At 70.4% G+C, this 20673-nt stretch carries 16 protein-coding genes; 10 read left to right on the top strand and 6 right to left on the bottom strand.

Annotated features, from left to right (window positions below; all coding sequences use genetic code 11):
• On the top strand, window positions 1–159 hold the full coding sequence (locus VGB24_RS22055) for a hypothetical protein (protein ID WP_331075080.1): 159 nt from the start codon (window positions 1–3) through the stop codon (window positions 157–159).
• Window positions 160–180: 21 nt separating this feature from the next.
• Here VGB24_RS22055 and VGB24_RS22050 read toward each other — a convergent pair whose 3' ends face one another.
• The 5 genes from VGB24_RS22050 to VGB24_RS22030 all read right to left on the bottom strand — a co-directional run bounded on the left by VGB24_RS22050 (window position 181) and on the right by VGB24_RS22030 (window position 4497).
• Window positions 181–1296: a M12 family metallopeptidase gene (locus tag VGB24_RS22050; protein WP_331075079.1), complete on the bottom strand. Its 1116-nt coding sequence runs from the start codon at window positions 1294–1296 to the stop codon at window positions 181–183.
• A 390-nt stretch (window positions 1297–1686) separates the two neighbouring features.
• A complete protein-coding gene (locus tag VGB24_RS22045; RefSeq protein WP_331075078.1) occupies window positions 1687–2325 on the bottom strand; it encodes a hypothetical protein in 639 nt (212 codons plus the stop codon).
• A gap of 19 nt (window positions 2326–2344) precedes the next feature.
• Window positions 2345–2818, bottom strand: a complete 474-nt coding sequence (locus tag VGB24_RS22040) for a hypothetical protein (protein WP_331075077.1) — start codon at window positions 2816–2818, stop codon at window positions 2345–2347.
• Window positions 2815–3402 (bottom strand): RNA polymerase sigma factor, encoded by a 588-nt coding sequence (locus VGB24_RS22035; RefSeq protein ID WP_331075076.1) that lies wholly within the window; start codon window positions 3400–3402, stop codon window positions 2815–2817. The genes VGB24_RS22040 and VGB24_RS22035 overlap by 4 nt, the downstream gene beginning before the upstream one ends.
• 12 nt (window positions 3403–3414) lie before the next feature.
• Window positions 3415–4497, bottom strand: coding sequence for a S41 family peptidase (locus tag VGB24_RS22030; RefSeq protein WP_331075075.1), 1083 nt, complete (start codon window positions 4495–4497; stop codon window positions 3415–3417).
• Window positions 4498–4695: 198 nt separating this feature from the next.
• Between VGB24_RS22030 and VGB24_RS22025 the strand changes: the two genes are divergently transcribed.
• From VGB24_RS22025 to VGB24_RS22010, 4 genes are all read left to right on the top strand, one after another.
• Window positions 4696–5016, top strand: coding sequence for a DUF721 domain-containing protein (locus VGB24_RS22025; protein WP_331075074.1), 321 nt, complete (start codon window positions 4696–4698; stop codon window positions 5014–5016).
• Window positions 5017–5102: 86 nt separating this feature from the next.
• On the top strand, window positions 5103–7070 hold the full coding sequence (gene gyrB, locus VGB24_RS22020; RefSeq protein WP_331075073.1) for a DNA topoisomerase (ATP-hydrolyzing) subunit B: 1968 nt from the start codon (window positions 5103–5105) through the stop codon (window positions 7068–7070).
• A gap of 185 nt (window positions 7071–7255) precedes the next feature.
• Window positions 7256–7747 carry a helix-turn-helix domain-containing protein gene (locus VGB24_RS22015; protein WP_331075072.1) on the top strand — a complete coding sequence of 164 codons (492 nt, stop codon included), beginning with the start codon at window positions 7256–7258 and terminating at the stop codon, window positions 7745–7747.
• Complete coding sequence (locus tag VGB24_RS22010; RefSeq protein ID WP_331075071.1) at window positions 7747–8346, top strand: PIN domain-containing protein; 600 nt, start codon at window positions 7747–7749, stop codon at window positions 8344–8346. The genes VGB24_RS22015 and VGB24_RS22010 overlap by 1 nt, the downstream gene beginning before the upstream one ends.
• 103 nt (window positions 8347–8449) lie before the next feature.
• Here VGB24_RS22010 and VGB24_RS22005 read toward each other — a convergent pair whose 3' ends face one another.
• A complete protein-coding gene (locus VGB24_RS22005) occupies window positions 8450–11305 on the bottom strand; it encodes a TonB-dependent receptor domain-containing protein (protein WP_331075070.1) in 2856 nt (951 codons plus the stop codon).
• Window positions 11306–11599: 294 nt separating this feature from the next.
• On the opposite strand from VGB24_RS22005, the gene VGB24_RS22000 reads away from it, so the two are divergent.
• The 5 genes from VGB24_RS22000 (at window position 11600) to VGB24_RS21980 (ending at window position 20628) form a co-directional block, all read left to right on the top strand.
• Window positions 11600–13783, top strand: a complete 2184-nt coding sequence (locus VGB24_RS22000; RefSeq protein WP_331075069.1) for an ATP-binding protein — start codon at window positions 11600–11602, stop codon at window positions 13781–13783.
• An 80-nt stretch (window positions 13784–13863) separates the two neighbouring features.
• Window positions 13864–15240, top strand: a complete 1377-nt coding sequence (locus VGB24_RS21995) for a PAS domain-containing sensor histidine kinase (protein WP_331075068.1) — start codon at window positions 13864–13866, stop codon at window positions 15238–15240.
• A gap of 132 nt (window positions 15241–15372) precedes the next feature.
• A complete protein-coding gene (locus tag VGB24_RS21990; RefSeq protein ID WP_331075067.1) occupies window positions 15373–18720 on the top strand; it encodes a PAS domain S-box protein in 3348 nt (1115 codons plus the stop codon).
• Entirely contained in the window at window positions 18704–19129 is a 426-nt protein-coding gene (locus tag VGB24_RS21985) for a response regulator (protein ID WP_331023867.1), read from the top strand. Before VGB24_RS21990 ends, VGB24_RS21985 begins: the two co-directional genes overlap by 17 nt.
• Before the next feature lie 2 nt (window positions 19130–19131).
• Window positions 19132–20628 carry an ATP-binding response regulator gene (locus tag VGB24_RS21980; RefSeq protein WP_331075066.1) on the top strand — a complete coding sequence of 499 codons (1497 nt, stop codon included), beginning with the start codon at window positions 19132–19134 and terminating at the stop codon, window positions 20626–20628.
• Window positions 20629–20673: the final 45 nt, after the last annotated feature.

The raw sequence follows: 20673 nt of genomic DNA, 5'->3' as shown, positions 1-20673 counted from the left end.
GTGTCAGTCAAATCGGTCGCCGCTCGCAGCGTGGACGGGATCGAAACGGAAGAGGGAGGCCAGGTGATCCTGACCTCCCCCAAGCCCACCGACTTTCAGCTCCGGGGCGAAACCCTGCCCCGCTGGAGCATCCGCGACGGCGTGGTGCTGCCCGGGTAGTCCTGTTTCCCGGGCCCGCGCTCAGCAGTCACCGGTCGGTGACGCCCAGGCCCCCGCGTAGCTCGTGATCCCTTCGGGGAAGTGCGCCTGCAGTTCGAACTCGTACGTGTAGATCTCCTGGACGTATCCGTCGTCGTACGCCACGCAGCTGGTCTTGCCGGTGTACGGGCCGAGGCTCGTGGTGGTTCCGTAGATGGTGCCGGGCCCGAGCCGCTGCTCCGTGGTGTACGAGGTGCCAGCGTAGTTGTCGCGGTACTCGTACCGCTGGATGTACGTCATCGTGTAGTGGGTGGCCCCGCTGGACGGGTTCCAGGTCACCACCGCATCGCCGTTGGAGTTGACGATGTCGAGGTTCTGCGGCACCCACGGCCTGTAGATGTAGTTGAGGGTGTTGACGTCGCTCTGCGCCAGTCCGGTGCGCTGGCCCATCAGGTGGCCCAGCCCGCGCTTGGACGTAATGACCGGCTGCCCGTTGTAGCTGCCGTCGTACGCGCCGTAATGCATGATCGAGCCCTCGCTGTACTCGAACACGCTCGAGTGGGCCCAGGGGCACTTCTTGTCGAAGTTGTGGTGGTCTTTCGAAAGTACGTTGTTCAGGTTGATCGACACGTAGCTGTCACGGTCGCAGCGGCTCTGCTCGTGCCACATGCCCGCCGAATGCAGGATCTCGTGCGCCACCTTCCCCATGTTGTACGCGCACCCGGACGTCAGGTTGATGACCTGCCCACCTCCCTGCCGTCCCGGGGGCGAGTTGCAGACGCTGGGGTGCACAAGGAACACCACGTAGTTCGACTCGGTGGTGCGCGGCTTGAACTTTACGCCGCCAACAGTGTTGACGATGTGGCTCATCGCATCCAGGATGGTCTGCTGCTGCAACGGGTCGAAGCTGGGGTCGATCACGTACGGCATGACACCGCTGGGCCAGCGGTAGGTGGAGCCGTTGATGAACACGCCATAGCGGGGGCCTGCGGTGGGGGCAAGCTCCTCGCGCGTCTTTGCGATCTTGTCCGCGCGGCCCAGGTTGATGTCGCCTTCGAAGAGCGCCCAGCCCTCGAACACCGTGAACGTCACTTCTGCCGGCTTGCCATCGGGTCCGTAGATCCATCCCGTGCGCACCTCGCCGCTGGGTGGTCCCATCGGGATTGGCGCGGCCGGCTTCTCCGCCGCATCCGGAGCCAGAGGCGCGTCCTGGCAGGCTGTCAGGGCGAGGGCGATCGCAAGGATCGCAGGGGAGAGGAGGTTTGGTTTCACTGCGGATACTCCAGTGGGTGTGGGGGCGCCTCGGGACGCTTCCCGAGGCAGGAACAAAGATCGTGGAAAGAGGATGGCAGTTCAAGATCGGCCAGCAAATGAGTGCGTAGTGGACATGGGCGGGCCGCATCTGTGCGGTGAGCCGGCGTGGCAGGAAGTGCGTGGCAACGGCGTTCATTCGCGAGAATTTTTTCCCCTCCCCCGCGATGGGCGAGGCCAAGCGGGAGGCGGAGATCGCGGACACCTTCCGCGTGGGCGTCGTCTTCTTACGCTGATTCAGCGGACTTCCGGCCGCATCACCACGATCCACGCGCCGGCGGCCGAACCCTCCTTCTGCGACCCCACGACCACCGTCTTGCCGGCCACGGCGGTGACCGAGCTCTGCATGGCGCCGCCGGGTGCCGTGAGCGAGATGGAAACCTTCACCCGGTACTCGTTCCCCACCCGGGTAACCCGCTCGACCTCGCCCTCCAGGGCCGTGGGGCCGCCCACGCCCTGCGAAAACTTTCCTCCCTCCGTCACCTGCACGGTGGCTTCGCGCGCCAGCCGGTACCCATCGTAGCGGAAGAGGCCGCGCAGCAGCGGCTCCACGTCGGCCAGGGCGCTGTCGCGCGTGGCGAAGCCGTTGGCCTCGACCACGCGAAAGTGGAGCACCACCTCCACTGGCGCCGCGTCGAATTTGGCAAGCACCTTCGCGATCTCGGCCTGGCGCGCGGGGCTCGTGCGCACCGTGATCAGCTCGTTGCTGCCGCTGAGATAGCCGCCATCGTCCACGTACGGGGTCACCAGCGTGAGCGCCTCGTCCTTGGACAGCCGGTGCAGCTCGTACGTGCGCACCTGCAGGTCGCGTCCGCTGTCGCATGCTGCCAGCAGCAGCACCAGCACGGTGGCAGCGGCTCGAATCAATCGGTTCATCGGATCAGCTCCGTTCGGGTCAGTTGGATGGGTAGAGCCAGACGACGGTGACCTCGGGATCGCGGGTGGCCATCACCGCGACGCTCTGTCCGGGGCCGGGCTCCACCAGGGCTTCCTCGTGCATCATGTCGCGCTGGATGGCGGCCGCGGCCACCCGGGCGGAGTCCGGGGCTGATGATGACGGCCGGCGCAGCACCAGCAGGAGCGAGGCGGCCGCCGCCAGCGGCAGGGCGGCGCGCAGTGCCCAGCGTCGCGCGGCGGACGGGGCGCTTGCGATCGGCCGCACGCGCACCTCCTCCCGCACACCCGCGGCGGTCAGCGCGGCGAGCCCTGACGCGAGCTCCGCCTGTGCCGCCAGTATCCGCTCGGCTGCGCTCCGGCAGGCATCGCAGCCGCGCAGGTGGCCGGCGACGTCCCCCGCGGCATCGGCGTGCAGCTCCGCGGGCTCGGCTTCCAGCATTCGGTCCAGCGCCTGGGCGCAGGTCATCGTCACCGGTCTTCCCTCAGCGTGGGGTACGTTTCCAGGAGCCGCTCGCGCAGCGCGCGCCGGCCGCGGAACAGGTGGGTGCGCGCCGTGGCGGGTTCGATCTCCAGCATCTCCGCCGCCTGGGCCGCGGTGTAGCCTTGCAGATCCACGAGGTCCACCAGGTCCCGCTGCCGGTCGGGGAGCGTGGCGAAGAACCCGCGGACCGCGTCCGCGATGCGGCGGTCGGCCAGCCCCGCGATGCGCTCGTCCAGCGCGGCGGTGACCGTTTCGTCCGAAGCCAGGCCATGCACCTCGCTGCGACGGCGGCCGCGGCGGTGGAGCTCGGCTGCGGCGTTCGCCGCCAGCCGGTACAGCCAGGTGCTGAAGCGCGAGCGCCCACCGAACTGGTCCAGCCGCCGGTGAAGGGTCATCGACACCTCCTGCGCCACGTCGTCGGCGTCGTCGGGGTCTCCCGTGCGCACGAGGGCCCAGCGGTACACCCGCTCCCGCGAGGCCGCCAGCAGGGCGGCCATGGCGGGCCCGGCGGCCGACGGCGATGACCGCGCGGCGTCGGCCAGCGCCTCCAGGTCGCGCGGCAGCTCATCGCCCACGGCCGATCCCCTTCACGGTGCGGACGCCCTGGCGCGCAGCCGCTCCAGGGCCTCGCGCCACATGGGCGCGCGCGGGGAGTCCGGCCGCTCCGCCAGCAGCTTCTCCAGCGCCGCCGCGTGCGCCACGGCCAGCCCGTCGCGCGGCGCGGCGGCGATGTCGGGGTGGATGCCGGTGCCCTCCCAGTTTCCGCCCGTCACGCCGTCGGCCACGCGTGCGGTCGGCACGAAGACGGCGAAGTGCTCGTTCATCTGCTGCCATTCGCCCGGGTTGGCGCCGCCGCGCGTGCGCTCGCCCACCACGGTCGCACGGCCCCGCATTCGCAGCCCGTAGGTGAAGCCCTCCGCCCCCGAGTAGGTGCGCGCGGCCGTCAGCACGAAGACGGGGCGGTCCAGGTAGCGCGGCGCGGGGAGCACCGAGTCCGTCACCGCGCGCACGGAGTCGGCGGGGTCGCGGCGGTGGAGCGTGGACACGTGCACCCCGGGCGGAAGGAAGTACGAGACGAAGGCGTTCACCGTCTGCGCATGCCCGCCGCCGTTGGTCTGCAGGTCCACGATGATCGCGTCGGTGTTGGACAGGAACCGCATGGCCGCCGCCATCACGGGGCCGGCGTCGTCCAGGGGCTCGAACCGGCCCACCTCGATGTATCCCACGTTGCCGTCGAGCCTTTCCACGCGGTGCCAGCCGAAGTTGCGCGCAGCCGCGGCCTCGCGCTGCCTGCGCGCCTCGTCCGGCGAAGGCGCGCCCCCGGCGGACATGGGCCGCGGGCGGACGCTGAACACCACCTGCAGGTGGCTGTCGCCGCCGATGCGCCGCACGTCGGCCGTCAGCGTGTCGGTGAGCGCCGAAGCGGTGCCGAGCGCACCGTAGCGCCCGGCGCGGTGCAGCGCCATCACCTCATCGCTCACCCGCCGGCCGGCGGTGGGGTTCACGTAGCCGTCGCCGACGCGCTGGGCCACGAAGGCCACCAGGCGGTCGCGGGTGGCCGGGTCCACGGAAAGGTCGTCGCCCTGCTGCGCCGCGGCCGGCGCGGCGACGGCCGAAAGCAGCCCGGCCAGGGCCAGACGAAGAGCGATGGGAAGGAAAGCGGATGACATGGAGGCGGTCTTTCGCTGGAGCAATTGCGGGCGGGGAGGCCAGCCCCGCCCGCGGAAGGTGCCGGGCGCCCGACGGGGTTACGGGTGTGTGACGGAGGACGCGCGGAAAGTGTTTACACGGCCGCGCCGGTGGTTTCGTACGCGCGCGCGCGATGCTACATTGTACCTCCGTCCTGCACGCCCCAGACCCCCCACGCCGTGAGCCGCAAGCGAGAGCCCAGCACCGGACAGCCCCAGGCCGTGGGCGACGTCCTTGCGCGCTACCTTGTCCGCAGCGGGCTGGGGCCCAAGGTAGAGGCCGCGGCCGTGATCCCCGAGTGGGAGCAGCGCGTGGGCCCGGGCATCGCCGCCGTCACCGAGCCGCTGCGCGTTTCCGAGGGCACCCTGTTCGTGGCCGTCAACACCAGCGCGTGGATGATGGAGCTGAACATGATGAAGCACGACCTGATGCGGCACGTGAACGCCGGCAAGAAGGACGGCCGCATCGAGCAGATCGTCTTCGTGATGAGGAACGGGTAGAGCGGAGTACCCATCCCTGAACTTCGGCGTCCATACGGTGTACTGGATGCACTGATTACGTAACCGGAACACGATACCCCGAAGCCATGTCTATCAACGGCGCAGAGAGCGATTACAACGCTGGGCAAATCCAGGTGCTCAAGGGCCTGGAGGCGGTTCGCAAGCGCCCGGGCATGTACATCGGCTCCACCAGCGCGCGGGGCCTTCACCACCTTGTGTACGAGGTGGTCGACAACTCCATCGACGAGGCGCTGGCCGGCTTCGCCGACCGGGTAGACGTCACCATCCACGCCGACAACAGCATCACCGTGGTCGACAACGGCCGCGGCATTCCCGTGGGCATGCACCCCACCGAGGGCGTGCCGGCGGTGGAGCTGGCGCTGACGGTGCTGCACGCGGGCGGCAAGTTCGAGAACCAGGAGGGCGGCTCGTACAAGGTGTCGGGCGGCCTTCACGGCGTGGGCGTGTCGGTGGTGAACGCGCTGTCCGAGTGGCTTCGCCTGGTGGTGAAGCGCGAAGGGCACGTGCACGAGATGGCGTTCGCGCGCGGCGACAAGACGCAGGAGCTGACGGTTACGGGCGACACGACGGAATCGGGAACCACCGTCACCTTCAAGCCCGACCCGCAGATCTTCGAAGAAACCACCTACTCGTTCGATACGCTCAGCAACCGCCTTCGCGAGCTGGCGTTCCTGAACAAGGGCGTCTTCATCTCGCTGGCCGACGAGCGGACGGAAGAGGGGCAGGAGCCGAAGCGCGACGACTACCACTACGAGGGCGGCCTGCGCGAGTTCGTGGAGCACCTGCGCGGCACCCGCAAGCCCCTGCACGCCGAAGTCATCTACATCGAGGCCAGCCGCCCCGAGGCCGAGATCGAGATCGCCCTGCAGTACGACGACGGGTACAACGAGAACACGTTCACCTTCGTCAACAACATCAACACCCACGAGGGCGGCACGCACCTCACGGGGTTCAAGGCGGCGCTCACCCGCTCCATCAACGAGTACGCGCGCAAGTCGGGGCTGTTCAAGAAGGGCGGGCTGGACGCGCTCTCCGGCGACGACGTGCGCGAAGGCCTTACGGCCGTCATCAGCGTGAAGGTGCGCGAGCCGCAGTTCGAGGGGCAGACCAAGACCAAGCTGGGCAACAGCGAGGTGAAGGGCGCCGTCGAGGCGGTAGTCAACCAGAAGCTCAGCGAGTTCCTGGACGAAACGCCGGGGATCGGCCGGGCGATCATCGAAAAGGCCATCTCGGCCGCCCGTGCCCGCGAGGCCGCCCGCAAGGCGCGCGACCTCACCCGCAAGAAGAGCGCGCTGGAAACGGGCGTGCTGCCCGGCAAGCTGGCGGACTGCTCGTCGAGCAACCCCGAGCTCACCGAGCTGTACATCGTGGAGGGCGACAGCGCCGGGGGCAGCGCCAAGCAGGGGCGCAAGCGGGAGTTCCAGGCCATCCTGCCGCTGAAGGGCAAGATCCTCAACGTCGAAAAGGCGCGCTTCGACAAGGTGCTGAGCAACGACGAGATCCGCGCCATCATCACCGCCATCGGCACGGGCATCGGCGACGACGAGTTCAGCCTGACGAACGCGCGGTACCACAAGGTCATCATCATGACCGACGCCGACGTCGACGGCAGCCACATCCGCACCCTGCTGCTGACCTTCTTCTTCCGGCAGATGCGGCAGCTGCTGGACGAGGGCTACATCTACATCGCCCAGCCGCCGCTGTACCTGGTGAAGAAGGGCAAGCAGGAGCACTACGCCTACAGCGACGCCGAGCGCGACACCATCCTTGCGCGCTTCAAGGGCAACGGCGACGGCGAGGGCAAGAGCGAGCGCGGCATTCACGTGCAGCGCTACAAGGGCCTGGGCGAGATGAACCCCGAGCAGCTGTGGAAGACCACCATGGACCCCGATACCCGCACCCTGCTGCAGGTGACCATGGAGGACGCGGTGGAAGCCGACAGCGTGTTCACCAAGCTGATGGGCGAAGAGGTGGAGCCCCGCCGCCAGTTCATCGAAGAGAACGCGCGCTACGTCCGCTTCCTGGACGTGTGACGGCACATGAATTCGTAAGACGCGTTTACCGGAGTTCGGCTGCTGCCATAAGTCTCAGGGCGGGGCGAGACGAGTAGGGGCTGGGGAGGGATCCCTGGCCCCTTTCGCTATCCGCCACCTGGCGCGTGGTTTGCACTTATTGCATATGCTGCACATATTGTGTTTGTACCCGCACCGGAGAAACCATGGCTACCGCAGAAACGCTCAACGTCATCGAGCCCACCCCAACGGATGTCGAAGCCGCCCGCGAGAGCCTGCGCTCTCTGACCGACACGGTTGTCGAAGCGGCCACGCTCAGCGCCGTGAATGGGCTTGTGCGCTTCAACGGCTTCGCGGTTCCTACGGCGGTCGTCCCGCTCCTGATGCGCGTGTTGGCCGAGGTTGCCGAGGGGCACCGCGTTGCGATCCAGCCGATGCCCGAGGAACCGCTCTCGACGACCGAGGCCGCGGGCATCCTCAACGTTTCGCGCCCGACGCTGATCAACCTTCTTGAGTCTGGCGAGATCAGGTACCACCTGGTGGGCACCCACCGGCGGGTTTCGCGCGCCAGTTTGCTGGAGTACAAGCGTCGAATGGACGCGGGGGAGCCCGCCCCGTCGCGCCAGAGCAAGCAGGATCGGCTCCGTGGCCTCCGCCAGATGGTAGACCTCGGGATCGAGGCTGGAGAGCCGCACTGATGTCGCCGAAGCCGCTCGCCGTGCTGGACGCGAACGTCCTCTACACGTTCGTCCAGCGTGGATTCTTTTTGTTCTGTGCGACGGAGGGTCTGTACGATCCGTTATGGTCCCAGGAGATCGTGGAAGAAGCGACCCATCACCTCGTGAAGAACGCGGTGATGACACCCGCGCGAGCCAACCGGCTGACCGAGAACCTGCGCAGGTACTTCCCAGAAGCGTGGGGCCATGGTTTCGCCGGGAACCCAATCGCGGGCACACTCCCCGACGAGGGGGATCGGCACGTGATCGACCTGGCGGTCCACTACGAAGCCGACTACATCGTCACGAGCAATATCGGAGATTTCCCCGCGTGTGTCCTCACCCCTTACGCGATAGAAGCAGTCAAGCCCGACCGGTTTGCCGAGATCCTTTGCGACAGGGACATGGAAGCCGTGTTCCGGGCGGCCGAGGAACATCGCTGCTCGATGACGAAGTCCCTGCCGGACACCGGAGACTACCTGGCATCACTCCGCTCCCACGGAGGGGTGGGGTCGGCCGTCGATCGGCTGACGGCCGTTGGCTTCGTGGCTGGTGCCCGGCTTTGCGATGCGCTGCCGTGACACCCCGTATCCCCGGGGTGCTCGATTGTGCATTCCCCGGGGTCCCATAACGACAAGGTGCATTGCGAGGCAAGGCGGTCGCCTGGGACGGCGGCTCCTTCGCCTAGAACCGCACGTCGAGCCGGGTGGTCACGGTGCGCGGAAGGGGCTGCGTGAAGAACTCGCCGAAGACCAGGGGATCGGCACCCTGGTAGTTCGTTTCCGGGTCCAGGCCGGTGTACGGTGTCCAGGTCGCCAGGTTGCGGCCCGCGATCGTCAGCTCCGCGCCGCGGCCCCCAAGCAGGCGGGCCCAGCGCCCGGGCACCGAGAGCGTTACCGCCGCCTCCCGCACACGGGTGAAGCTCGCGTCTTCCACCTGGAAGTAGCCCGGCACGGCAAAGGCCACCAGCCGCGCCTGCTCCTGGAGCGACGCAGACGGATCGTAGCTGGCGCGGCACGCCTGTACGGGGGAGTGGCAACGGAAGCGGTCCGTGGCGTTGGTCCGGTGCACCCCGCCCTGGTGGTCCAGCAGCGCCGAGAGTTCCACCCAGCCCAGCCGGATCCGTCCGCGGAGCCCGAGCATGCGGGTGGGATCGGGCGAACCGGCGAACTCCGGCTCGTCGCTCACCTGCACCTCGCACGCGGACGTGCCGGAGGTGGTGCACCCTGCATAGCCGATCACGCCGTCGCCGTTGCGGTCCGCGAACCCCGTGATGCGCCGGACGTAAAACCCGCCCACGGGAAACCCCTCGCGGGCGGACTGGCCCGTGAAGCCAAGGATGATGGGCGCCCCTTCGAGCTCCTCCACCCAGTTCCGGTTCACCGCCCCGGTGGCCACCAGTTCCCACTGCAGCCCCGCCGCGGGCGGCGCCCCCACTCTCACACGCGCCTCGCCGCCGCGGTTGCCCACCCGCCCCGGTCTCGGGATCTGTGAGAAGCTCGCGCCGCTCACCAGGGCGAGGACCCCCTCCGTGCGCCGGGCGTACGCCGTCAGCGACAGCTCCAGCCATCCCCCCCAAAGCTCCGCATCGACCCCGCCTTCCACTTCGGTGTGGCGCTGTGGCGTCGAGGGCTTCTCGTCGTGCAGGCAGCCGCCCTGGGGGCACGGCTGCGGGAACGCCGTCACCAGCTCCGTCGGGTGTCGCTCCGCCTGCCCGTACGCGGCGCGCACCCGCAACCCGTCCATCCACGCCGCGCGCGGGAAGAGCGGCACCTCCCACGCGGCGCCTAGCGCACCCGAGAGAAGCCGGTGCCCCCACGCCAGCGATTCGTCGCCACGCAGGGTGAGCGACGCGAGCACGCCGTTGCGCCACGACAGGCCCTGGCGCACGTAGAGGGCCTTCGTTTCGTCGCGCCTGCGCTCCGTGCTCGAGTTGAATGCGCCGCCACGCCTGTATTCCTGGTGTGCGTACAGTCGGGTGGACCACCGCTCCGCGCCCAGCACCGTAGAAAGCAGGAGGTCGAACGGGGCGACGTACTCGGCGCGGGCGAACACGTCGGCGTTGCGCCGTGTCCTGTCCGATTCCGCGACGTGGGTGATTTCCTCTCCGGGGAGCCGCCCGTCGTAATGCTCGTGGGGCACCTCATCGGTCAGCACGTCGTCGATGCCGTATTGGCCTCCCACGGTCAGCCAGGGGAGCGGCGACCAGCGAACGGAGGCGGTGGCAACGGTACGGCGAGCGTCCTGCGTTATGCCCAGCGTGTCGCGCTCCGCCTGGGTGAGCGGGTCGAAGCCCCGGCGGAGGGAGTCGCCGTCGAAGGGGAAGCCCGCCAGGGCGTTGATGATCGTCCCGTGAAGGCTGGCGTCCTCGTTGGGCAGTTCCAGCAGGTTGCGCAGGTGGAGCGCCGAGCCCGACACCTGCACGCCGAAGCCTGGGGTGAGGGTGAACGAGCCACGTGCCTCCTCGCGGGCGCGGGAGTCGCGGCGCAGCACCCCCAGGTCGCGCTCGGCGGTGCCGCCGGCGTGGTACAGCAGCGGCCCGGCCCCGCCCGAGAACGATGCGCCCACCCGGCGCGTGCCCCCGGTGCGAAAGGGGCTCGCCCGTTCGACCGCGTTGTAGGCAAGGAGCGAGTCGCCCACCGGTGTGCACCTTCCGGCTGCTTCGTCGGCCAAGGTACACACGGGGGTCATCGACCCATTGGGCAACCGGCCGAGGCGCCCGTAGATGGTGGGATAGTCGGCGACGTCGCTCCGGACCCCCGCCTCGGCGAACCCGTGAACCCGGAGACGTCCCGCGACTCCGCGCCGCGTGTGGAATTCGATCGCCCCGTTCGCCCCCTGCGGTCCATACCGGGCGATGGCGGCGGGTGCGGAGAGCACTTCCACCCGCTCGAAGGCGTCGGGAACGAAGTCGTCGAGGCGGGACGGCCGTTGCCCCGTCGTCAGGTAGAGAACGAGGTCGTTGGGCTCGCTCACCACGCGCACGCCGTCCACCACCACCAGCGGCTCGCCCGCGAGCTCGATCCCCGACGCGCCGCGAAGCCGCAGCCGCGATCCCGAGGCCACCGCCCCGCTGCCGGGGCGCACCTGCAGCCCGGGGACGCGCCCGGCCAGCAGCTGGGGGAGCGTCCGCGCGGCGGCCAGCTGCCCGGCGCCCGGCACCACCGTGTCGCGGCGCACGCCGGCACGCCACTCCGCGGTGTCGGGGGGCGGCACCATGAGGTCGTCGATCTGCACCGCCTGTGGCCTCAGCGCGAAGTCCACCTGCGCCACCTCGCCTTCCCGGACGTCGAGCGTTCGCGATTCCACCGCGTAGCCGATGCGCGCGGCGACCACCGCCACCCTGCCCGGCGCGACGCGCAGCGCGTAGCTCCCCTGCGCGTCGGTGACGGTGCCCGCGCCGCCCGCCCGCACCGACACGCCTGTCACGGGACGGCCGGACGGGTCGGTGGCGCGGCCCTGCAGGCGGGCGGTTTGCTGCGCGCCGGCGGCGGAGGCGGACAGCACGAGGCAGAGCACCGCGGCAAACAGAGATTTCATCGGAAAGGCCGGGAGAAACCGGTACGGAAGGTGTGGCTTCGGGGCCGGGGATGTCGTCCCCGGCGGGAATCCACGCGGGCCTGGAACAGGCTGCGACCCGCCGGTGTTCGCGGGTCGGGAGCCGGGGAGAGTGGGCCGCGTGGCACGATGAACGTGTGTGTTCGCCGAGACAGGGGCAAGAGCCGCGGCCGGGTGCGCGGGGTGTCCGGTGAGGATGTTGCATGGGGTGCGCCGCTCGCACCCGCGCGGGCCGAAGCCGCCGCCGGGATCTCCACCGCCGCCCGGTGACGGCTCGTGAACGGTCCTGATCATTACCGCCGCCAGCTGGAGACCGTGGCGGAGAACGCCACGCTGGCGCTGTTCATCATGGACGAGCAGCAGCGCTGCACGTACATGAACCGCGCGGCCGAGGAGCTCACGGGCTTCCGGCTGCAGGAGCTGCAGGGCAAGGCGCTTCACTACTACGTTCACCACACCCGCCCCGACGGCACTCCCTATCCCCTGGAGGAGTGCCCCATCGACCAGGCGTTTCCCCAGAACATGCGCGAGCAGGGCGAGGAGACGTTCGTCCACAAGGACGGGCACTTCTACCCCGTGGCGTTCACCGCCAGCCCCATCCGCCAGGGGGGCCGCACGGTGGGCACCATCATCGAGGTGCGCGACATCACCGACGAGGTGCGGGTGGAGCGGCGGCTGGCCTTCCTGGCGGCGCTGGGCCAGGCGCTGCAGCCGCTGACCGACCCGGACCAGGTGGTGGCCACCGCGGCCCGGCTCCTCGGCGAGCACCTGCAGGTGGACCGCTGCGCCTACGCCGAGGTGGAGGCCGACGAGGACCACTTCGTCCTCACGGGCGACTACACGCGGGGCGACACGGCCAGCATCGTGGGGCGCTACGCGATGTCGGCGTTCGGCGCCGAGGCGCTGCGGCTGATGCGGCGGGACGAGCCCTATGTGGTGGACGACATGGCCGCGGACCCGCGCGTGTCGGCGGCGGACCGCGCCGCGTACGAGCAGACGCAGATCCGCGCCGTGATCTCCATGCCGCTGCACAAGGCCGGGCGCTTCGTGGCGGGGATGGCGGTGCACCAGCGCACGCCGCGGCACTGGCTGAGCGAGGACGTGGAGCTGCTGCGGACGGTAACGCAGCGCTGCTGGGAGTCCATCGAGCGGGCGCGCGCGCTGCGCAGCCTGCAGGACAGCGAACACCGCCTGCGCACCGCCCTGGCACAGGCCGAGGCCGCCCGCGACCGCGCCGAGCGGCTGCAGGCGCTGACGGCGGCGCTGGCGCGCGCCCGCACGGTGGACGACGTGGCGACCGTCGTGGTGGCCGACATGGTGGCGGCGCAGGGTGCGCATACCGGGGCGCTGGCCGTCCGCACGGCCGAGGGCGACGCGCTGGTGCTGCTGCGGACGGTCGGCTTTCCCGAGCCGGTGCCGGCGCACGTGAAGCGGCAGCGGCTGGACTTCCGCAGCCCCCTCACGGAGTGCTACCGCAGCCAGTCGCCGGTGTGGATCGAGACGCGCGAGGGAGCCGAGGGGCTCGACGCCCGCTATCCCCTCATCGCCCCCATCTGGGACGCGCTGGGCGTGGCGGCCGCGGCCTTCGTTCCCCTGGTCGCCGCGGGCGAAACGGTGGGCGTCATCTCCTTCGCCTTCCGTGCGCCGCGCGCGTTCACCGCCGGGGAGCGCGCCTTTCTCCTGGCCGTGGGGCAGCAGGCCGCGCTGGCGGTGGAGCGCGCCCGGCTGTTCGAGGCCGAGCACGCCGCCCGTGCCGAGGCCGAGCGCGCCAACCGCGCCAAGAGCGAGTTCCTGGCCGTGATGAGCCACGAGCTGCGCACCCCGCTGAACGCCATCGGCGGGTACGCGGAATTGATGGAGCTGGGGATCCGCGGGCCCGTCACCGAGCAGCAGCTCGAGGACCTGCGGCGCATCCAGGTGAGCCAGCGGCACCTGCTGGGGCTGATCAACGAGGTGCTCAACTACGCACGGCTGGAAACGGGCACCGTGCGCTACGACATGGCCGACGTGAACCTTGGCGACGCGCTCGCCGCCGCCGAGGCCCTGGTGACGCCGCAGGCCGGGGCCAAGGACCTGTCGCTTTCCGTCACCCGGTGCCCGCCCGGGCTGGCCGCCCGCGCCGACGCCGAGAAGGTGCGGCAGATCCTGGTGAACCTGCTCTCCAACGCGGTGAAGTTCACGGAGAGCGGGGGCCGCGTGGCCCTGTCGTGCGAGTCTGCCGGAAGCGACGTGCACGTCCTGGTGCGCGACACGGGCATCGGCATTGCGCCGGACCAGATGGAGCGCATCTTCGAGCCGTTCGTGCAGGTGCGGGCAGACCTGGCGCGCACGGCCGAGGGCACGGGGCTGGGGCTGGCCATCAGCCGCGACCTGGCGCGCGGCATGGGGGGCGACCTGACGGCCGAAAGCACGCCGGGCGCCGGGAGCACCTTCACGCTGACCCTTCCCGCGGCCGAGTAGCGCGCGGGCGGGTCGCACGTCCACGTTCAGGACGACGCCATGCGACGGCGCTGGCGCCAGTCCTGCTTGTTGCGCCTGCCATGGACCAGGATCGAAACGACCGTTCACCCGCGTTCCCCACCGCCTCGCCCCCCGGCCGCGAATCGGCCGAGCGGATGGCCGCGTGGAAGCGGGGCGAGGAACTCGTCCGCGACCCGGCCGCCGCGCCGCCGCGCGACCCGTACCGCGGCCAGGCGCCGGCCGAGGTCGCCGACCGGGCCTTTGCCGCGCTGGCCGAGAACGTCCGCGACTACGCCATCTTCCTGATGGACCCGGAAGGCGTGATCACCTTCTGGGGCGAGGGCGCGCGGCTGATCAAGTGGTGGTCCAGGGAAGAGGCCGAGGGCGCCCACCTTCGCATGCTGTACCCGGACGGCGGCTCGGAAGACGGAACGGCCGAGGAGCACATCCGCCAGGCGGCGGAGTCGGGCGAATACATCGGCCAGGGCCACCGCGTGCGGGCCGACACCTCCACCTTCTGGGCCCGCGTCTCGCTGACCGCGCTGCGCGACACCGAGGGAACGCTGCTGGGCTTCGCCAAGGTGACCCGCGACCTGACTGCCAAGCGCGCGGAAGAGGCCGCCCTCCTGATCGCCCAGCACCAGGCCGAGGTGGCCATCCGGCTGAAGTCCGAGCTGCTGCAGGAGCGCGCCCACGACGAGGGGGACGAGCGGCGGACCGGCGAGATGGAGGGGGCCGCGGCGCGGCTGCGGGAGGAGCGCGCCGAGCGGTCGCGGCTGGAGGCCACGCGCTACGTGCTGCTGCGCCAGCTGATCGCCGCCGAGGAGCAGGAGCGCATCCGCCTGTCGCGCGAGCTTCACGACCAGCTGGGGCAGCTGGTGACGGCCTTGCGCCTGGGACTGCGGGGGCTGCGCAGCGGGAACGGATCGGCGGGGGCCGCGCTGGACGACCTGGAGCAGCTGACGGTGCAGCTTGCGGGCGAGCTCAGCCACATCGCCTCGGAGCTGCGCCCCCCCGCGCTGGACCGGCTGGGGCTTCAGCAGGCGCTGCAGGCGTACGTGGAAGACTGGGCGGCCCGCTACGGCATCGCCACCGGGTTCCAGCCGCTGGGCGTGGGGCCCGAGCGGTTCGCGCTGGAGGTGGAAACGACGCTCTTCCGCACCGTGCAGGAAGCGCTCACCAACGTGGCCAAGCACTCGGCCGCGCAGAACGTGAGCGTGATCCTGGAGCGGCGGCCGGGGAGCGTGGGCGTGATCGTGGAGGACGACGGCTCGGGGTTTGACGCGGCCGCCGTGGCCGCCACGGGGGCGCGCACGCGGCGCATCGGGCTGGTGGGAATGCGCGAGCGCGTGGAGCTGCTGGGGGGCACGCTGGAGGTGGAGTCCGCCCCGGGCGCCGGCACCACGCTCTTCATCCGCCTTCCCACCCACGACGACGCCCCGCCCCCGCTCCCGTAGCGGTTTCGGCGGGCGGCGCGCGGCACCATTCTCGCAAAGACCGACGCGCCCGCGCGGGGAAAAGACCCGCGCGGCTCGGCCGCGTGCTCCCGGGCACGCGGTCGTTCGCGTCCTCGGAAAAACGATGCAGCGGTGACCTCCATCGAAACCAGCCCCGCGGCGGGCGCGCCCGCGGGTAAGGCCGACCAGCCCGCCGAGCACTACCGGCGGCAGCTGGATGCGCTTGCCCGGAACGCCACGCTGGCGCTGTTCATCATGGACGAGCACCAGCGCTGCACGTTCATGAACCCCGCCGCCGAGCAGCTCACCGGCTACACCCTGGCCGAGGTGCAGGGGAAGGCGCTCCACGACTACGTGCACCACACGCGCCCCGACGGCACTCCGTATCCCCTGGAGGAGTGCCCCATCGACCGGGCCTTTCCCCGGAACATGCGCGAGCAGGGCGAGGAAACGTTCGTCCACAAGGACGGGCACTTCTACCCCGTGGCCTTTACCGCCAGCCCCATCCGCGACGGCGAGCGCACGGTGGGCACCATCATCGAGGCGCGCGACATCAGCGAGGACCGGCGGGCCGAGGCGGAGCGCCGGCGGCTGCTGAACGACCTGGAGATGGAGCGCGCGCGCCTGCGGACGGTGTTCCAGGAGTCGCCCGCCTTCATCGCCATGCTCACCGGGCCCACGCACGTATTCGAGCTGGCCAACCCGCCGTACTACCAGCTGGTGGGGCACCGCGACCTCCTGGGAAAGCCGGTGGCCGAGGCGCTTCCCGAGGTGGTGGAGCAGGGCTTCCTGGCGCTGCTGGACAACGTGTACACCACCGGCCAGCCCTTCATCGGCACCGAGGTGCCGGTGGCGCTGCAGCGCGAGGCGGGCGCGCGGATGGAGGCGCGCTTCGTGAACTTCGTCTACCAGCCGCTTCCCGGGCCCGGCGGCACCGTCGCGGGGATCCTGGCGCACGGCGTGGACGTCACCGAGATGGTGGAGCAGCGCCGGCGCCTGGAGGAGCAGGCCACCGAGCTCGAGGCCCAGACCGAAGAAATGACGGTGCAGGCGCAGCAGATGGAAGACGTGCAGGTGGAGCTGGAAACCTCCAACGAGCAGCTGCAGCACGCCATCGAGGATTCCGGCCGCGAGCGCGCGCAACTGGCCGCCGTCATCGAGAACGCGCCCGTGGGCATCATCATCGCCGAGGCCCCGTCGGGGGCCATCGTCATGGGAAACCCCCGGCTGGAGGAGATTTTGGGGCACCCGCTCCTGCGTTCCGAAAGCGTGGAGGCGTACCGCGAGTGGACGGGCTACCACCCCGACGGCCGGCGGGTGGAGGGGCACGAGTACCCGCTGGCCCGGGTGCTCGCCACCGGCCAGCCCGCCGGGCCGGACCCGTACCTGTACGAGCGGGGCGACGGCGTGCGCCGCTGGGTGCAGATCACCGGCGTGCCCATCCGCAACGCGCGCGGCGAGATGACCCATGCGCTGGTGGTGCTGGACGACGTCGACGCCGAAAGGCGCGCGGCCGAGGAAAGCGAGCTGCTGATCGGGCAGCTGGCCGCGGAGCGCTCGCGCCTTCGCGAGCTGTTCATGCAGGCCCCCGCCATGATCGCCGTCCTGCGCGGCCCGGAGCACGTGTTCGAGCTAGCCAACCCCCCGTACCTGGCCACGGTGGGCGGGCGCGAGGTGCTGGGCAAGACCATCCGCCAGGCCGTTCCCGAGGTGGAGGGACAGGGCTACTTCGAGATGCTGGACGGCGTGTACGCCAGCGGCCAGGCCGTGGTGGGCAACGAGTCGCCGGTGCTGATCGACCGGCGGGGCACCGGCACCCTGGAGGAGGGCTTCTACAACTTCGTCTTCCAGCCGCTGCGCGACGCGGACGCCGTGAGCGGCATCCTGATCCACGCGGTGGAGGTGACGGAGCAGGTGCGGGCGCGCGTGGCGGTGGAGCGGCTGGAAGAGCGGCTGCGCCTGGCGCTGGACGCCGCCGACGTGGGCACCTACGACTGGGACGTGTCGGGGGGCTCGCTGGCGTGGGACCCGCGGGCGCGGCGGATTTTCGGGGTTCCGCAGGAGGGTGAGGTGACCTACGACACCTTCCTGGAGATCGTCCATCCCGACGACAAGGACCGGGCGAACACCGCCGTGGCCGCGGCCATGGACCCGGCCGGCCGGGGCGAGTTCGCCACCGACTACCGCATCGTGTGCCCCGACGGCGAGCACCGCTGGGTGCGCGCCGTGGGCCGCGTGTCGTTCGAGGGCCAGGGCGGGGCCCGCAAGCCGGCGCGCTTCCTGGGCACGGTGCAGGACATCACCGAGCGGCGCGCGGCCGAGGCCGAGCGCGAGCGGCTGATCGCCGAGCTGGAAACGGGGCAGGCCCGCCTGCAGCAGATCTTCGCCGAGGCGCCCGCCGTCATGGCCCTGTACTCCGGGCCCGAGCACGTGATCAGCCTGGTGAACCCCACCTGGGAGCAGACGGTGGGCAAGCCCAACGCCGTGGGCCGGCCCTTCCGCGACGTGTTCCCGGAGTTCGCGGGAACGGGGCTGTTCGAGATGCTGCGGCGCGTGTACGAGACCGGCGAGCCCTTTCACGATCCCGAGGTGAACGTGCCGCTGGAGCGGTTCGGCAGCGGCGTGGTCGAAGACACCTGGTGGAACCTGGTGTGGCGGCCGCTGGCGGGCGCCGGCGCGCACGGGCGCGACATCCTGGTGCACGCGGTGGAGGTTACGGCCCAGGTGCGCGCGCGCCGTGAGGTGGAAGCCAAGGCCGACGAGCTGGGCCGGCTGGCGCGGCAGCTGGAGGCCAGCAACAAGGAGCTCGACCAGTTCGCCTACGTGGCCAGCCACGACCTGAAGGCGCCCCTGCGCGGCATCGCCAACCTGTCCAGCTGGATCGAGGAAGACCTGGGCGACCGCGTGACCGACGAGGCGCGCGAGCACCTGGAGCTGCTGCGCGGCCGGGTGCACCGCATGGAGGGGCTGATCGACGGCATTTTGCAGTACTCGCGCGCCGGGCGGGTGCGCGAAGAGCCGGAGGAGGTGGACGTGCAGGCGCTGCTGGAAGAGGTCGAGGACCTGCTGGCGCTTCCCGAGGGGTTCGAGGTGCGGGTGCCGGAGCCGCTGCCGCGGATGGTCACCGAGCGGCTGCCCCTGCAGCAGGTGTTCATGAACCTGGTGGGCAACGCGGCCAAGTACAACACCAGCCCCGCGCCCTGGGTGCAGGTGACCGCGGGCGACCTGGGAAGCGCCTTCGAGTTCAGCGTGGCCGACAACGGACCCGGGATTGCACCGGAGTACCACGAGCGCATCTTCGGCATCTTCCAGACGCTGCAGGCGCGCGACAAGGTGGAGGGAACGGGCATCGGCCTGTCCCTCGTCAAGAAGCTGGTGGAAAGCAGGGGCGGACGCATCTGGGTGGAGTCTCCCCCGCAGGGGGGCGCCACCTTCCGGTTTACGTGGCCCAGGAGAGCCGACGATGTCACAGGCCGATGAGAAAATGCTGAACATTCTGCTGGTGGAAGACGACGAGGTGGACGTGATGAACGTTCGCCGCGCCTTCAAGAAGAACAACATCTGCAACCCGCTGTGGGTGGCCGGCAACGGGCTGGATGCCCTGGAGATGCTGCGGACGGGCGACATGCCCCGCGAGCGCCGGCTGGTGCTGCTGGACCTGAACATGCCGCGGATGAACGGCATCGAGTTCCTGCGGGAGCTGCGCGCGGACCCCGAGCTGCGGCCCGTGCCGGTGGTGGTGCTCACCACCAGCGACGACGAGCGCGACCGGGTGGAGGCATACAACCTGAACGTGGCCGGCTACATCCTGAAGCCGGTGACGCTGATGAACTTCGTGGAGGCGATGGCCACGCTGAACAAGTACTGGTCGCTCGTCGAGCTGCCGTAGCCATGGAGCCGGAAGAAACGCTTCGCATCCTGATCGTCGACGACGACCAGGTAGACCGCATGGCCGTGCGCCGCGCCCTTCGCGCCGGCGGGGTGACGGCCGAGGTGACCGACGCCGTGGACGTGGCCAGCGCGCTCGACGCCGTGAAGGGCGAGCCGTTCGACTGCGTGTTCCTGGACTACAACCTTCCGGGGGGCGACGGCCTGCGGGTGCTGCGCGGCATGCGCGAGTCGGGGGTGGACGCGCCCGTCATCATGCTCACGGGCCAGCAGGACACGCAGACGGCCGTGGGGCTGATGAAGGAGGGGGCCTCCGACTACCTGCAGAAGGACGGGCTGACCCCCGAGCGGCTGGCGCAGAGCCTTCGCCACGCCGTGCGCCTGTACCGCGCCGAGACGCAGGCGCGCGAGGCGGAGATCCGCTTTCGCACCGTGCAGGAAACCTCGCCCGACGCCTTCGTGGTGCTGCGCAGCGTGCGGGGCGTGGATGGCGCCATCCAGGACTTCCGCTTCGAATACCTGAACCCCGCCGCCTGCCGCATGCTGGGGCGCACGCCCGAGGAGCTGCGGGGCCGCGCCATCATCGCCGAGTATCCGGGCAACCTCGACGCGGGGCTGTTCCGCCTGTACGCCGACGTGGTGGAAACGGGCGAGCCGCGCGAAAGCGAGGTTCACTACGCGCACGACGGGCTGGACCTGTGGCTTCGCGTGGCCGCGGTGAAGCTGGGCGACGGCATCGCCGTGGGCGCGGCCGACATCTCGCGCCGCAAGCTGGCCGAGCAGGAGCGCGAGCACGCGGTGCATGCGCGCAGCCGCTTCTACACGGTGATGAGCCACGAGCTGCGCACCCCCATCAACGCCATCCTGGGCTACAACGACCTGGTGCTGGCCGAGGTGTACGGCCCGCTGGCCGCCGGGGTCCAGGAGAGCATCGAGCGGTCGCAGCGGGCCACGCGGCACCTGCTGGAGCTGGTGAACGACGTGCTGGACCTGTCCAAGCTCGAGGCGGGGAAGATGGAGATCGCCTCGGAGCCGGTGCACGTGCCGCAACTGATCGAGGAGCTGCTTTCCACCGTGCGCCCGGTAGCCGAAAGCCGCAACACGCCGCTGGACCTGGCCGAGGGCGACTGCCCCGACCCCATCATCACCGACCCGCGCCGCGTCCGGCAGATCCTGCTGAACCTGGTGTCCAACGCCATCAAGTTCGGCGAAGGCAAGCCGGTGGTCATCCGCTGCAAGCGGCGGGAGGGCGGCTGGATGGAGCTGGAGGTGGTGGACATGGGGCTGGGCATTCCCGCCGAGGACCTGCCCCGCATCTTCGACGAGTTCGTGCAGCTTCCGAACTCCGCCGAGGGGGGCACCGGGCTGGGGCTTCCCATCTCGCAGCGCCTGGCCCAGCTGCTGGGGGGCGAGCTGCAGGCCGAGTCGACCCCCGGCGCCGGCAGCCTCTTCCGCCTGCGCCTTCCCGCCGTGCACCCCGGCCACGTCGCCGTCAACTAGGGCAGCCGACGGGCAGCCACCTGCGTATGGATGAGCGGAGGGCCG

This window comes from Longimicrobium sp., from assembly GCF_036399935.1.
Lineage (GTDB): Bacteria > Gemmatimonadota > Gemmatimonadetes > Longimicrobiales > Longimicrobiaceae > Longimicrobium.
The sequence above is the reverse complement of the archived record's forward strand: the minus strand, read 5'-3'. Positions and strand labels throughout refer to the sequence as shown.

What these genes read in the sequence shown, in the direction of transcription:
- VGB24_RS22050 (WP_331075079.1), bottom strand. Translation starts at nt 1,296, where the DNA reads ATGGGACCACCCAGCGGCGAGGTGCGCACGGGATGGATCTACGGACCC.
- VGB24_RS22045 (WP_331075078.1), bottom strand. Translation starts at nt 2,325, where the DNA reads ATGAACCGATTGATTCGAGCCGCTGCCACCGTGCTGGTGCTGCTGCTG.
- VGB24_RS22030 (WP_331075075.1), bottom strand. Translation starts at nt 4,497, where the DNA reads ATGTCATCCGCTTTCCTTCCCATCGCTCTTCGTCTGGCCCTGGCCGGG.
- gyrB (WP_331075073.1), top strand. Translation starts at nt 5,103, where the DNA reads ATGTCTATCAACGGCGCAGAGAGCGATTACAACGCTGGGCAAATCCAG.
- VGB24_RS22015 (WP_331075072.1), top strand. Translation starts at nt 7,256, where the DNA reads ATGGCTACCGCAGAAACGCTCAACGTCATCGAGCCCACCCCAACGGAT.
- VGB24_RS22010 (WP_331075071.1), top strand. Translation starts at nt 7,747, where the DNA reads ATGTCGCCGAAGCCGCTCGCCGTGCTGGACGCGAACGTCCTCTACACG.
- VGB24_RS22005 (WP_331075070.1), bottom strand. Translation starts at nt 11,305, where the DNA reads ATGAAATCTCTGTTTGCCGCGGTGCTCTGCCTCGTGCTGTCCGCCTCC.
- VGB24_RS21995 (WP_331075068.1), top strand. Translation starts at nt 13,864, where the DNA reads ATGGACCAGGATCGAAACGACCGTTCACCCGCGTTCCCCACCGCCTCG.
- VGB24_RS21985 (WP_331023867.1), top strand. Translation starts at nt 18,704, where the DNA reads ATGTCACAGGCCGATGAGAAAATGCTGAACATTCTGCTGGTGGAAGAC.
- VGB24_RS21980 (WP_331075066.1), top strand. Translation starts at nt 19,132, where the DNA reads ATGGAGCCGGAAGAAACGCTTCGCATCCTGATCGTCGACGACGACCAG.